Below are 15,204 nucleotides of genomic sequence, written 5' to 3'. Positions count from 1 at the left end.
AACTGGTGAAAGCCCTTTTTAATTTTTGCCTTCGCCTAGTTATTATACCTTTTCTCCTTAAAAGGTAATGTGAGTTCTGCACTGCTAAGTTATAAAAAAAGCAGCTCTCTGAAGAGAGCAGCCTCATATAGAAGGGTTAACTATATTTTGGTAATCATGTTTCGTATCCACATCCAAAATAGTCCCTTCATCATCTATTGGCACGTAAATATGCTGATTAGCAAATTTAAAAATCGGTTTTGCCCCCTGATCACCGGTTATTGTTTTTAGATAAGGGATCATTGAAGCAGAAATAAAAACAGGATGCCCTGGAATTCCATTGTAGGTTGGTTGAACAATACATTTGGATTGAGCGAGTCCCTTTTCTATAATAACTTTGAGGATATGGTCGATTGTCGATAGCCTTAGAAGGGGCTGGTCACCCAAGAAAATTAAAACACCACTTGTTTCATTATTACCGAAAACCATTGCTTCTTTTATCGAACTACTTAACCCTTCTAAGAATTGTTCATTAGTGATCCAATTGAATCGATCGTCTTCAAGATTTATAGCTTCTTTTAGTTCCTGTCCTTTATACCCTACAACTGCCATAACCTCTTGAAATGGAAAAGATAAAACTTTTGTTAAAACAATCTCAAGCATAGGTTTTCCATCAATCGGAAGCAAAGGCTTAAATTTCCCCATTCTTGAGGAAACACCTGCAGCTAAAACTACTGCTCTTATCGGTATCAAATTTATGGGTAGCCCCATGAATTTTTTCCTCCTCTTTTATCAAGCGTGAGGTTTAAAAAGACACACAGGTTGGTGTTTAATAGAATAGCTCAACTTAAACCATATTCTTTTATTTTGTTATAAAGAGTCCCTCGTGAAATACCGAGTAAACTAGCCGCGGCACTCTTATTTCCATATGTTTTTCTTAATGCCTCTTCTATTTGCAACGCTTCCGCATTCTTTGTGGAAACTTCGGAAGAGGTGCTTTCCGCACCTTTTCCCTCGTTATGATTGATTATAATTTTGCTCTTTATGTTCTCAGGCAATTGTTCACTTGTAATAGTTGGCTTGTCATTCAGTAGAACGATTCGTTCGATGGTATTCCTGATTTCACGCACATTTCCAGGCCAATCATAGTTCACTATGTGAAGCATCGTTTCGGGATGAATTTCTGGAACCATTTTTTTATATTTAGCACTAAACTCATTGATAAATTTATCAACCAATGAGACAATATCCTCTTTTCTGGTCCGAAGCGGAGGGATATCGATTGTAATCACTGATAGATGGAAGTAGAGCTTCTCATTTAAACTCCCTTCCCTTAGCAGCAAATCAATGGGTTCCGAGGTAGACGTTATGATCCGGGTACTAGATGCAATCTTCTTAGCTCCTCCAACCCTGTAAAAATTATGGTCGACTAGGTATTCCAGCAGCTTGCCTTGGATGGATAGCGGCATTTTATCAACATCTTCAATAAATAACGTACCATTAGACGCCTGTTCAATCCTTCCAATTTGCAAAGTTTGCTGTTCGGAGGTGTCGGTAACCTTTTGAAAACCAAAAAGTTCAATTTCTAATATGGCCGCAGGAATAACCGCACAATTTAAAGTGATAAAAGCTCCATCTGCTTTTGCTCCACCATAGTGAATCGCTTGTGCTAACATTTCCTTGCCTGAGCCAGGTTCCCCTGTTATATGAATTGGTATGTCGGCATGCGCTACCTTTTGCGCAATTTTCAATGACTCTTGAAATCTCGCGCTTCCCGTTACCATTGTGGAAAACGGATTTGTTTTAGGGACGAGTAAAGATGAGTTTGAGTCCAATTCTTCATTAAGCCGAATAATATTGGTAATATTATGTTCTGTAGCGACACCGCCGATAATTTTGTTTTCAATTATAATCGGTAAGGCATTTATTAGAACATGCGTATCTTTATTTGGACGATGGTACTCTCCCCTTACAAACCGCCCTTCATTCAGAATTCGATGAAGAATAACCGAGTCATCATTAAAGTGCTCACCAATTTTCTTACCCAGGATAAATTCCTTTTTAATCTTGTATGTCTCTTCTGCCGTGGTATTCCAGTAAACAACATTTCCTGATTCATCCACTGCCGTAACAGAATCACCTATAGTCTCAGCCAAGGTTTCAAAATAAGCTGCAATCTTGTTATTCTCTTCATTAAGTTTTTTTATTTCCTTTCCTGATGTTAGGATTCCCATGTATTCCCCTTCATTTTTAAAAAGGACTGGCCTTCTCCAGTCCACTTCCGACGGGAGACCTTTATCAGCTAAAACTACTGTTGAAGGCAGCCATTTGAGATGCCGAAGCCAGTCAATAATAGGCATAGAATCGTTCCCCAAAGCCATCAGGTTATATTCATAGTTATTAATGATAAAGTATGCTCCATCTGCAACAATGACAAAATTATACTCGTTCAGTTTCTTTTTAATTTCAGTTAACGGTGTACGATCATTTACAATTGTAAAGGAGTAATCTAATTGATATTGTGCACTTTTGAACATACTATAATCCTTTCTCGCTTTTCTTTCACTTTAACACAAAATAAAGCGCTTTATCCACTTAATCACTTCAAGAATGCTTCAACACCTATAAAGCAAAAACATTATTATAATAACTGATTTTATCTGAATTTTTAACAACAAGTTAATCATTGTTAGATATTTTAAGGCGCCTGATTATCAATCACCAAAGCTCAGATTAAGTATAAAAAAGCTGAACCCGTATGGTACGGCTTCAGCTTTTTTAAATGGAATTACTGAATACTTCCCCACCAAATTAATCTAGAACTCTGACTAAACAATCAAAATCAGAAATATCTCTTGCAACTTAACATTTATGCTGATTGTTTGTATTGATCAAATTCTTTCTTTAACTGGTCACTCGGTTCCGGTGTAACTAGACTGACTAACCAGATAGCCGCCACCCCAACAATGAACCCTGGAATAATCTCGTAAAGACTTTTTGCCAATACAGGAACATTGGCCCAAACAATTACAGTAACCGCTCCACCAATCATACCGGCAAGAGCCCCCCACCGATTCATCCGTTTCCAGTAAAGGCTCAAAAGAATAACTGGCCCAAAAGCTGCTCCAAAGCCTGCCCATGCATAAGCAACAAGGGAGAGAATAGTACCATTTTTATTAAAGGCCAGTAATACAGCTACAAAGGAAACAACAAGGACTGAAAGTCTGCTTACAAGCAACAGCTCTTTGTCTGTTGCTGACCTGCGGAAAAAAGTCTTATAGACATCTTCTGTCAGCGAGCTTGCCGTGACCAAAAGTTGAGAAGAAATCGTACTCATGACGGCAGCTAATAATGCCGCTAACAAAAAACCTGTAATGAGTGGATGGAAAAGAATACCGCTTAATTTAATAAAAATTGTTTCTGGATCTGATAGATTAAGTCCTTGCTTTGAATAATAAGCTAAGCCAATAAAACCAGTAAACATCGCGCCACCGACAGAGAAAATCATCCATCCCATACCTATTTTCCGAGCCTTCTTAATCTCTTTTACAGATGAGATTGCCATAAAACGAACAATGATATGGGGTTGTCCAAAGTAACCCAACCCCCATGCCATTAAAGAAATAATCCCGATCAAAGAAGTTCCTTTAAAAATATCAAATAATTTAGGATCGATCCCTTTGATCTCACCAAATGCGGAGTCAAATCCGCCTACTTGCATAATAGTAACAGCGGGAACAAGAACTAGAGCAATCACCATGATTATTCCTTGGACAAAGTCGGTCCAACTAACCGCTAAAAATCCGCCAAATAAAGTATAGCCAATGACAACAGCAGCGATTATCCAAAGACCCGCCTGATAGTTAAGATTGAACGTTGACTCAAAAAGAACCCCGCCTGATACCATTCCAGAAGAAACATAGAAAGTAAAGAATACAATAATTACAAGCCCTGAAGTTAACCGCAGTATTGACGAGTTATCCCCAAAACGATTTTCCAAATAGGCAGGTATCGTCATTGAATTATTAGCGGTTTCCGTATAAATTCGCAGTCTTGGAGCCACGTACAGCCAGTTTAAATATGCGCCTATTGTCAGACCGATGGCAATCCAGGATGCACTCAAACCTTGGGTAAACATCGCACCAGGCAATCCCATTAGCAGCCATCCGCTCATATCAGATGCACCGGCACTTAATGCCGTAACTGCCGCTCCCAGGCCTCTTCCACCAATCATATAATCTGATAGATTAGAAGTTCGTTTGTAGGCGAAATAACCAATTAACAGCATTCCCACCATATAAATACCAATTGAAATAAGTATCTGAGTATTCAATCTTCATCCCCCATTTTCCGTATTACCCCATAATAACACGATTACATCCATAGAAGATACACTTGGTTCAATTTCCCGGGAGAGCCCCCTCAAGAGGGAGCTCTCCGATCATTTTGGTTATGATAGTTTTTTAGATTTTAACTTAGCTTGAGTAAATAACAGTAAGTAATCGTATCCGCCTGCTTTTGAATCCGTTCCTGACATATTAAAACCGCCAAACGGGTGTGCTCCCACTAATGCACCCGTACACTTTTTATTGATATACAAGTTGCCACAATGCAGATTTTCAAGAGCAAAGTTAATTCTTTCCTCATCCTTTGAATGGTAGGCACCTGTTAAACCATACTCTGTATCATTATAAATCTCAATGGCTTCCTTCCAATCAGCAGCTTTCGAAATCGCTAGAACCGGTCCAAAGATTTCCTCCTGCATGATACGGGCTTTTGGATTAACATCAGCAAAAATTGTTGGTTCAATATAAAATCCGTTCCCTTCCGCTCTTGAACCTCCAGTAAGCAGTCTGCCTTCCGTTTTACCAATTACAATATAGTCCATAATTTTATCGACCGATTTCTGATCGATTACTGGACCAATTGAACTGTTCTCTTCCGGCAAACCAATGGATAGGTTCTTCGTCAATTCTACAACTTTTTCTACCACTTGGTCATAAACCGATTCTACGATAATCGCCCTAGATCCAGCCGAGCATTTTTGTCCCTGAAAACCAAAAGCTGAAGCCACGATTGCTGCCGCCGCTGCATCCAAGTCAGCTGTTTCATCAACGACAACGCCGTCTTTCCCACCCATTTCGGCGATGACACGCTTTAACCATAACTGGCCTGGCTGTACCTTTGATGCCCGCTCATAAATCCGGCATCCTACAGCACGTGAGCCTGTAAACGAGATGAAACGTGTTTTTGGATGTTCAACCAGATACTCACCCACTTCAATTCCATCCCCAGGCAAAAAGTTAAGTACACCTGAAGGAAGTCCACCCTCTTCCATTAATTCCACAAATTTAGCTGCAATCACAGGAGTTGCATCTGCAGGCTTTAAAATAACTGTATTTCCAGATACAATCGCTGCCACTGTCGTCCCTGCCATGATGGCCAATGGAAAGTTGAATGGAGATATAACAATACCAACGCCCAGCGGGATGTAAGAAATTTGGTTGTCTTCTCCTTCGATTTTAGTAAGAGGCTGATGAATGCTTGTCTCACTCAGACGAATCATTTCCCTCGCATAAAATTCCATAAAATCTATTGCCTCTGCAGTATCTGCATCCGCCTCAGCCCAGTTTTTACCTGACTCATATACAAGATAGGAAGAAAACTCATGCTTTCGTTGTCTCATTAAGTCAGCTGCTTTGAATAAATACTCTGCCCGTTCGACGGGGGCAACTTTTTTCCACGTTTCAAATGTTTTCAAAGCCTCCTGCATAGCCTTTTCAGCTATCTCCTTACTCCCTTTACTAACAGTTCCAATCATTTCATCTACATTTCCCGGATTAATAGAAACGGTTTGCTCTTCGGTAAAAAGCTTATCTTTCCCAACTACTATTGGATACTTTTTGCCAAGCTCTTTTTTAACTTTTGCAAGAGCTGCATACATGGATTGTTTATTTTCCTCGATTGAAAAATCAGTGAAAGGCTCGTTTTTAAATGGTGATACCTGAATTGTTGTTGTCATAATTTTTCGACTCCTCTGTATATAAAATTGTTATTTTAATAGATTTTTCAGTACAAACCAAACATTAGCAGGTCTTTCTGCCAAACGTCTCATAAAATAGCCAAACCAATCGACCCCGTACGGTACATACACTCGAACTTTAAAGCCTTCTTTTACTAGTTTTGTTTGAATATCTTCACAAATTCCATAAAGCATTTGGAATTCGAATTGCTCTTTCGGTATTTGATGCTCTTTAACAACTGACTTGGTATATTCAATCATTGTTTCATCATGGGTTGCGATGGCAGTATAGTTGCCATTCAGTAGATGCTGCTTAATGATTTTTTTGTAGTTTTCATCCACATCTGTTTTCTCTGGAAAGGCTACAGTCGGTGATTCTTTGTAAGCTCCTTTTACAAGGCGTAAGTTTGCATTCAGCATATTTAACTCGGCTATATCCTGCTCGGTCCTGTAGAGATAAGCTTGGATGACCAGGCCGACAATGTCATATTCCTTGCGAAGCTCTTTGTAAATATCGATTGATAGTTGGCAATGCGCATAATCCTCCATATCAATTCGTACAAAATTATTATAGAGTTTAGCACGATCGAGAATTTTACGCATATTTTTCATACACAGCTCTTTGCTAATATCAAGGCCAAGAGAAGACATCTTAAGGGAAAGATTTGAATTAACGCCTGCTTCATTAATAGCATCCAAAGTTTGAATACACATGGCTGCTGATTCGAGTGCCTCTTCTTCGGTATAAACAAATTCACCCAAATGGTCTAAGGTCACAACCTTCTCCTCGCTATTAAGCCTTTTAACAGCCTCTATAGCAGATTTAATGGATTCACCTGCTACAAAACGGTTTGCCCCAAAACGCAATCCATATTTCTTTGCAAGCTTATTGGCGGAAGAGTTTTTCCCAAGTGATTGAAACATGTTTCTCATTATTAATTCCAAATCCTTCAATCCTCCTTAAAATATTATGTAAGCTCTTACACAATTTTAATATTATTTACACACATTTGTCTATATATTTTTAATTTAAACAATGTTGTTAACTTAACAAATTGATAATAAACTATAATCGTCACTTTTTGAACATTATCGTCACATAATCTCACACGATATTTACAATAGTGTTTAATCCATTTGTTCACGAGTTAATATAAAATTGAAGAACTTTGCTATACCTAAGAACTAAATTATCCTTTTCTAATTTTCTAGTTACAAATCTAGCAACGAACTTTTATTGCTCCACAAAAAAAACATCCTATTCTCGTAAATAGGATGTTTTGAGGTTATAGCTATATATCAAAAATGGTTCGACCTAACGTAAAACTCTAGCTGCACTAGTAAATTTAGACGGATTATAAGCTGCGATTTTTACAACGTCACCGGTTTGTGGCGCGTGGATATATTGTCCGCCGCCAATGTAAATACCAACATGGTAAGCTGGATTTCCTCTGAATACCAAATCTCCCGGCTGTACTTGACTAGGAGAAATTCTGGTACCAACATTTTGCTGGTCTCGTGCTACCCTTGGAAGATTAATGCCAGCTGCATTTCTAAACACATATGAAGTGAATCCCGAGCAATCAAATCCACTTGGCGTTGTCCCGCCCCAAACATAAGGAGTGCCCAAAAATTGTTTTGCATAAGCAATAATTGCACTTGCCGAACCAGAGTTAACTGGAGGAGCTGCGACTGCCGGTGGTGCAGGTTTAACAGGCGGGCTGCTTACTGGCGCTTTCGTTTCAGGTGCTTGTTGTACAGGTTGCTGCTCGGTTTGTCGAGCAGGCTTCTGGGACTGTTGTTGAGCTTGCTGTTGTGCTTGTTGAGCACGTTGTTGGGCTTGCTGTTGCGCTTGCTGTTGGGCTAACTGACGAGCTGCTTCCTCAGCCTTTTGTTGTGCAATCTGGCGGGCTTCTTCAGCCTTTTGTTCTGCCAATTGCGCCTGTTGATTTTGTAATGTATTTTTCGCATCTGCTAATTCTTGTTCAATTTCTTTTTTATCTTCTGCAATCTTTTGTTGTTCAGAAGCTAATTCAGTTTGGCTCTCTTTTAATTGATCGAATTCATTATGTAATTTTTCCTCAGCATTTTTTAACGCTTGTTCTTTTTCATTCAAACCATTCAGCAAATCTGTATCACTTTGCATAATACTAGAAATTGCAGTAAACCTAGTTAAAAACTCAGAAATGTTATCAGATGACAGCAAAAGTTCTGCGTATGTTGCTACAGACTGTTTTCCTTCTAATTGAATAGTTTTTAGTCTTTCAGCGTAGACCTCTTTGTGAGCATCTAGAGACTTTTGAGCCGCTGTGATTTCACCCTTTGTTTCTTCGATTTTCCCTTGTTGTGTTTTAATTTGATTATTAAGTTCTTGACTTTTCTCGATTGCAATAGAAATTCGATCGTCTAATTGTTGAACTTTTGTTTCAAAGTCATCAATTTGATTTTGTGTTTGATTGATTTGACCTTGGGTGACTGGATTCGCAAAAGCAGGTGTAGCAGAAATCATTGTCGCAATTATGGAAGCGGATACGGTATATTTTATTAATTTTTTTATCATTAGTAGTTCTCCTCTAGTAACCTATAATTCATTCATACATTCTTAATCTATTCTTAATATATTCCTAGTTTATATTCCGAAAGGACTAAAAACAATGAATTAGTCGATAATGTAATATAATTGTAATTTAATGTAGAATAATATAGTTAGAGTGTCGACTTCTGTTATTACATACTAGAGGAGGTACAACCGGCAAAAAAAAGAAACAGGATCTATAATCCCATTTCATTATTTTACTTGTGCCTAAGACCTATTTGCTTTGCTAACTAGTTCTACTTTGTATTTTTCCTGATCAGAAAGTTACTCCACATGTTCGTATAAAGTTACACTTTCAATGTAGTTTATGAATTTTCGAAGTTCTTTTGTTTGATCTCTTCCAATTTCACCAAACTCGTACATTCTATGTATTTCTGCACGTTCGATATCCATGACCCTCAGCCGCAGCTCTTCTTTTTGCTCTTCGCTTTTTTCATTATAACGGGCAGCCCGTTGTTTTAATTGATCAATGATTCGTTTGTAATCGAGGATCACCAGGTTCACTGCATCTGTTATTTTATCTGATTTGTTTATATATTCTTCTAGAAATTTTAGTGCGGCATGCAAGGATTTTAATTGAATTCCTCTGCTTACACGTAATCTAGCGACTCTTACTTCTTTATCCTTTCGATATTTTAGCAAAAAGCGGTCCCATGTTCTTTTTATTACCCGTAAAAGATACAAGGTCCTCGAGCGAACATTGTTAGATAACGCTTCTTCACGATGATCCAGCGCTTTTTCAAACGTAGCAAATACTTCCTCATCCAACCCTTTTTTTCTCATAAGATCATGTATATAGATTCGTTCCACTTTCAATGCCAGTAATCGAATTTCGGTTACCTGTTGTTGAAAGACGTGAGAATATTTTGAGTTGGCATTCTTACCAGGTTGAATTTGATGAAACTTCCGTTTATATTCAGCCATTAACTCATATCCTGCGGCTTCATTTTCTTCGTTTATTTCTTCCCTAATCTTCTTTATCGCTGCCAGCAAAATCTTTCGCTTTGCCTCTTGAATGCTTATGTAATGCTTGTCCGTTCCCTCAATCTTTTCATGGTTGCTTAAAAATGGCAAAAACACTGTAGCAGCAAGCAGTGTAAACAGAATCACCCCTGCTGCCAAAAAGAGAAGCAAGGAACGTTCCGGAAATGCCGCGCCGTTTATCTTGGTAAAAGGAATCGAAAGTATGCCTGCCATTGTCACAGCTCCGCGAACCCCCGTTAAACTAGTGATTAGTGCTGTTTTTATATCGGGCTTCGGTGTATCCTTTGTTCCTGCCTCATGATATTCATAATATGAAATAAAGTACGACCAGATAGCTCGGATCCCAAGAATCACAACTCCAAGCGCGATCACATAACAAATGATTAACCCATTTCCTATATTGGGATTTCTGACTGCCTGCTCCATCGATGTTGGTATGTTTAATCCTAATAGAAGGAAGACAACTCCATTTAGCACAAATAGCACAATCGACCAAATCCCCTCTGTCAGCACCTGCTCTTCGGCCACGAAGGTTTCTGTCTTTTCTTTTACGAGGGAATGAAATATTCCGGCAACAACAACTGCAATCACTCCAGAAGCATGGAGCAGTTCTTCAGCTATGATAAAAATAACAAACGGTGTCAGGATATGTAATAAGGAGTGAAAAGTCACATCGATGATTCCTTGTTTTCTTAATAGATAGCGGACCCAAGTAATCAGGATTCCTAGGAATAGACCGGCGGCTGCCCCTACAATGAACATATAGGAGAAATCAAATATCGCCTCTTTTAAGGAAAAATAACCCGTTACAACAGCTGCAACTGCATAATTAAATGCCACCAAACCAGAGGCGTCATTAATGAGGGATTCTCCTCTAACCAGATTTAATACCTTTTCTGGTATATGGATTCGCTTTGCAATTCCATTTACTGCAACAGGGTCCGTTGGTGATAGAATCGCTGCCAATGCAAAAGCCGCCGGAATGGGAATATTTGGAATCACCCAATGAATGAAATAACCACCGCCAATAGTAGTGACCAAAACAAGGACAATGGCATTAGCAAGGATGGGTCTTCTCATTTTCCACAGTTCATCCCGCGGAAAATGCCGCCCATCGTTATATAACAATGGTGCTACAAATAGCAGCAAAAACCACTCTGCTTCCAGTTCAAGTGTTAATTTGCTTGATAGTAGGGCAATCATTATACCGAAGGCAATTTGTGTTAATGCTGTCGGAATAAACGGTATATAATGGCTGATAACATTTGATATTAATAAACATAACAGCAAGATTAAAATAGTCATTAATAAATTCATCCCGTTACTCTCCTATTGCGATCAATGTTTTTATTATCCCCATAAGTAAAAATATCGAAACTCATCTTCAAGTATTTTCCATCATTATTTAATGCAACACAAAACATAAAGTGTCTCACACCCGCAAACCAGAAGTATCTTTAATTTCTTAAGTATTATCTTTAGTTTTTGGTGGTTAAAAGTTTTGAGAGCCAAGCTAGAATAAAAGAATAAGAGAATGGGAGGAGGGCAGCTCTTCACCTGTAAGCGCTTCATCGATTATGAAAAATATTTTTGTGGGGGTAGAAAATGAGAGGAAAGTTGAAAAGATTCATTTCATTACTTCTTGTAGCCTTTTTAGTAATCCCGACAGGCTGGATTGGACATGTTGCAAAGGCAGCGACAAATGTAGATATTCCCGTTCTTTTGTATCACCGAATTGTTCAAACTCCTACCAACCAATGGACTGATACAAGCATTGACCATTTTAACCAGGCCATGAAGTACCTTCATGACAATGGTTACACCACGTTATCAGCGGATGAATATGTGAGCATCATGCAAGGAACTGCAACGGCTCCTGCGAAGGCTGTTTTATTAACATTTGATGATGCTACTCCTGACTTCGTTACCACTGCTCTTCCAGTATTGAAGCAATATAACATGAAATCCATTTTGTTTGTTGTCAGCAGTTGGATTGGCGGCGGTTACAGCATGTCATTAGACCAGTTGAAAAGTTTGTTGAATGAACCAAGTGTGAGCATTGAGAATCATTCCAAAACTCACGATCAAAATATCTGGGGAAATGGTGCTGCGGGCAATAGTCCAATGACGACTGCGCAAGCTTCAGATGAAATTGTAACAGCGGAAAATTATTTAAAAGATTTAACAGGCAAAGCTCCTGTCCTTTTAGCCTATCCATATGGTTCTTTTAATGCAACTGTAAAGGATGTTGCTAAAACCAACGGCATCAAGTATGCATTTAAGGTTGGTACCCCTAGTACTGGGGATTACGAAAAGGGTCGTTACTATGTATTAGATGCAGATTTAGCAACAATTGCAGGCTGGGTTGGCGGACCAGCACCTGAGCCAACAACTCCTCCAACAACCGGAGACCAAACGCAAACGGTTTTTCACGAAACCTTTGAAAATGGTTTAGGTGTTGCAACAAAAGCAGGCAACCCGCAAATAGAAGCAGTTTCCGGAAAGGTTTTTGATGGCAATGCTGATGGAAAAGCGATCTCTGTAAGCGGTAGAGTGAACAACTGGGATAGCGTAGATATCCCTTTCAGCAAAGTTGGCATAGTAAACGGCAAAAAATATACGATCACAGTCAAAGGGTACGTTGACGGTAGTGAAAGTGTTCCTGCAGGTGCACAAGCTTTGCTTCAGAATGTAAACAGCTATAATGGCTTGTATGTAGCAGCCGATTATAAAGCAGGACAAGCTTTTACGTTAACTGGAGATTACACCGTTGATACAAGCAAAGATAGCGCACTGCGTATTCAATCTAACGACGCAGGAAAAACTGTTCCGTTCTACATTGGAGATATCCTGATCACGGAAAAGGTAACTAGCCCTACTCCTGTGGTTACAAGACCAGCAGCGCAAACCTTCAATCCAATTACGTTTGAAAATCAAACATCAGGTGGCTTCGTGGGCAGAGCTGGTACTGAAACGCTTACTGTAACTAATGAAGATAACCATACTTCTGGCGGTTCTTATGCTCTGAAAATTGAGGGAAGAACACAAGCCTGGAATGGTCCATCTTTAAATGTTGCGAAATACATTGATCTTGGACAAGAATATAAGATTTCTGCTTGGGTCAAGCTGATTTCACCAGAAAGCTCACAGCTTCAGCTTTCCACACAGGTTGGAACTGGCGGCGCTGCCAGCTACAATAACCTTCAAGGGAAAACAATCAATAAGGCAGACGGCTGGGTTAAGCTAGAAGGAACTTATCGTTATACCACTGCAGGCGACGAAAATTTGACGATTTATGTAGAAAGTTCAAATAACGCTACCGCATCTTTCTATATTGACGACATCACCTTTGAACCTACTGGTTCAGCTCCGGTTACCGTCCAAGATTTAACTCCGATAAAAGATGTCTATAAAAATGATTTCTTGATCGGAAATGCTGTATCATTAGCAGACTTGGATGGTGTTAGAGGCGAGCTTCTCAAAAAGCATTTCAATATTGTCACAGCAGAAAACGCCATGAAACCAGATGGAGTGTACAATGCGAACAGACAATTTGACTTTACCGATGAGGATGCGCTTGTTAACAAAATTGCAGCTGCAGGCCTAAAATTGCACGGACACGTCCTTGTTTGGCACCAGCAAACCCCAACATGGTTGTATTCTGATGAAAATGGACAACCATTAAGTCGTGATACAGCACTAGCCAATTTAAGAAGACATATTGACACAGTCATTGAACATTACGGAAACAAGGTCGTTTCTTGGGACGTGGTCAACGAAGCAATTAATGATGGCATAACAAACCCAGCAGATTGGCAAGCAAACTTACGCCAATCCGGTTGGTATAAATCAATTGGACCGGACTTCGTTGAGCAGGCCTTCTTAGAAGCAAGAAAAGTAGTCGACGAACATGGTTGGAATATTAAGCTTTATTACAACGATTACAATGAGGATAATCAGAACAAAGCTCAAGCCATTTATAACATGGTTAAAAATATTAACGATAAATATGCAAAAGATCACAATGGAGAACTTCTGATTGACGGCATTGGCATGCAGTCGCACTATAACTTAAACACCAATCCTGCAAACGTTCAAGCGTCGATGGAAAAGTTTATATCTTTAGGGGTTCAAGTAAGTATTTCCGAGCTTGATGTTACAGCCGGCAGCAACAGCCAACTTACTGAAAAGCAAGCGAATGATCAGGCTTATCTATACGCGCAATTATTTAAGATCTATAAAGATCACGCAGCTCACATCGGTCGCGTTACATTCTGGGGATTAAATGATGCAACAAGCTGGAGATCTGCTCAAAGTCCGCTTATCTTTGATAAAAACTTACAAGCGAAACCAGCTTACTATGCTGTCATCAATCCTGATAAATTTATCGCAGAACATGCACCTGAAGTGAAGGTCGCTAAACAATCTACCGCTTTATTCGGTACTCCTACCATTGATGGATCAGTAGATGATGTATGGAAGAACGCGCCAGAGCTTCCAGTTAACCACTATCTACAGGCTTGGCAAGGAGCAAATGGTGTTTCCAAGGTCCTTTGGGATAATAAAAACTTGTATATTCTAACACAAGTCAGTGACTCTCAGCTTGACAAATCAAGCCCTAATCCATGGGAACAGGATTCGGTTGAAGTCTTCGTCGACGAAAACAATGCAAAAACATCGTCTTATGAAAACGGAGACGGACAATATCGAGTAAACTTTGACAATGAAACTTCCTTCAACCCAGGAAGCATTGCCAATGGTTTCGAATCTGCAACACACGTTTCTGGAAATAGCTACGTCGTTGAAATGAAGATTCCGTTCAAAACCGTTACTCCACAATATAACTCGAAGATTGGTTTTGACGTACAGATCAATGACGGTAAAGATGGAGCCCGTCAAAGCTCTGCTACATGGAACGACACAACTGGTAATGGATATCAAGATACATCTGTATTTGGCATCCTAACACTGGTTGACACCACTGCACCTGTTACTAAAGATAACGCACCAAAAGATTGGGTTAATAAAGATGTGACAGTTAATCTTACAGCAATTGATAACGGGTCAGGAGTTAAAGCTACGTATTACAAAATGGATAACGGAACCGAACAAACTGGAAAATCTATCACTATTTCTGATGAGGGTGTTCATACTATCACTTATTGGAGTGTAGACAACGCTGGAAATACCGAAGCGCAACATACAGCGACGGTCAAAATTGACAAGACAGCACCAACGTTATCTATTACTCTAGATAAAACGACTATTTGGTCACCGAATCATAAAATGGTGCCTGTCACCGCAACTATTCGTTCGTCTGATGAAGCATCAGGAGTTGACTCAGTTGTGTTAACTTCCATTACAAGCAATGAGAAGCTTCAATCTGATGATATTCAGAGCGCTAAATTGAATACAGCCATTACTGGTTCTACTGCTACCTTTGATCTTCGTGCAGATCGATTAGGAAACGGTAATGGACGTGTTTACACGATTACTTTTTCGGCTACAGATAAAGCTGGTAATGTAACAACTAAGAGTGTTACTGTCACTGTTCCACACGATCAATCTAAATAATATTTAAAATGTCGAAATACCCTGAATGTGCACCATTCAGGGTATTTTT

8 protein-coding genes are annotated in these 15,204 nt (G+C 39.3%); 1 reads left to right on the top strand and 7 read right to left on the bottom strand.

The genetic code is table 11. The features are described 5' to 3' along the window. Positions 1 to 123: 123 nt before the first annotated feature. From L1999_RS04935 to L1999_RS04905, 7 genes are all read right to left on the bottom strand, one after another. Positions 124 to 750 (bottom strand): nucleotidyltransferase family protein, encoded by a 627-nt coding sequence (locus tag L1999_RS04935; protein ID WP_235742553.1) that lies wholly within the window; start codon positions 748 to 750, stop codon positions 124 to 126. A 71-nt stretch (positions 751 to 821) separates the two neighbouring features. Beyond that, positions 822 to 2,516 carry a sigma-54 interaction domain-containing protein gene (locus tag L1999_RS04930; RefSeq protein ID WP_235742552.1) on the bottom strand — a complete coding sequence of 565 codons (1,695 nt, stop codon included), beginning with the start codon at positions 2,514 to 2,516 and terminating at the stop codon, positions 822 to 824. A 332-nt stretch (positions 2,517 to 2,848) separates the two neighbouring features. Then, a complete protein-coding gene (gene putP, locus L1999_RS04925) occupies positions 2,849 to 4,312 on the bottom strand; it encodes a sodium/proline symporter PutP (protein WP_235742551.1) in 1,464 nt (487 codons plus the stop codon). A gap of 117 nt (positions 4,313 to 4,429) precedes the next feature. Next, positions 4,430 to 6,001 carry an L-glutamate gamma-semialdehyde dehydrogenase gene (gene pruA, locus L1999_RS04920; RefSeq protein ID WP_235742550.1) on the bottom strand — a complete coding sequence of 524 codons (1,572 nt, stop codon included), beginning with the start codon at positions 5,999 to 6,001 and terminating at the stop codon, positions 4,430 to 4,432. Positions 6,002 to 6,031: 30 nt separating this feature from the next. Next, positions 6,032 to 6,946: a proline dehydrogenase gene (locus L1999_RS04915; protein WP_275677370.1), complete on the bottom strand. Its 915-nt coding sequence runs from the start codon at positions 6,944 to 6,946 to the stop codon at positions 6,032 to 6,034. Between the two features lie 370 nt (positions 6,947 to 7,316). Further along, entirely contained in the window at positions 7,317 to 8,561 is a 1,245-nt protein-coding gene (locus L1999_RS04910; protein WP_235742549.1) for a C40 family peptidase, read from the bottom strand. Positions 8,562 to 8,861: 300 nt separating this feature from the next. After that, entirely contained in the window at positions 8,862 to 10,898 is a 2,037-nt protein-coding gene (locus L1999_RS04905; RefSeq protein WP_235742548.1) for a Na+/H+ antiporter, read from the bottom strand. Between the two features lie 288 nt (positions 10,899 to 11,186). Here L1999_RS04905 and L1999_RS04900 point away from each other — a divergent pair, with 288 nt between their 5' ends. After that, complete coding sequence (locus L1999_RS04900; RefSeq protein ID WP_235742547.1) at positions 11,187 to 15,155, top strand: endo-1,4-beta-xylanase; 3,969 nt, start codon at positions 11,187 to 11,189, stop codon at positions 15,153 to 15,155. The last annotated feature ends 49 nt before the right edge of the window (positions 15,156 to 15,204 follow it).

The organism is Neobacillus drentensis, from assembly GCF_021560175.1.
GTDB lineage: Bacteria > Bacillota > Bacilli > Bacillales > Cytobacillaceae > Neobacillus > Neobacillus drentensis_A.
This window is presented reverse-complemented; position numbering and strand designations above follow the sequence as displayed.

Bases quoted from the DNA above. Each gene is read 5' to 3' on its own strand.
- L1999_RS04935 (WP_235742553.1), bottom strand. From the start codon at position 750: ATGGGGCTACCCATAAATTTGATACCGATAAGAGCAGTAGTTTTAGCT.
- L1999_RS04930 (WP_235742552.1), bottom strand. From the start codon at position 2,516: ATGTTCAAAAGTGCACAATATCAATTAGATTACTCCTTTACAATTGTA.
- pruA (WP_235742550.1), bottom strand. From the start codon at position 6,001: ATGACAACAACAATTCAGGTATCACCATTTAAAAACGAGCCTTTCACT.
- L1999_RS04910 (WP_235742549.1), bottom strand. From the start codon at position 8,561: ATGATAAAAAAATTAATAAAATATACCGTATCCGCTTCCATAATTGCG.
- L1999_RS04905 (WP_235742548.1), bottom strand. From the start codon at position 10,898: ATGAATTTATTAATGACTATTTTAATCTTGCTGTTATGTTTATTAATA.
- L1999_RS04900 (WP_235742547.1), top strand. From the start codon at position 11,187: ATGAGAGGAAAGTTGAAAAGATTCATTTCATTACTTCTTGTAGCCTTT.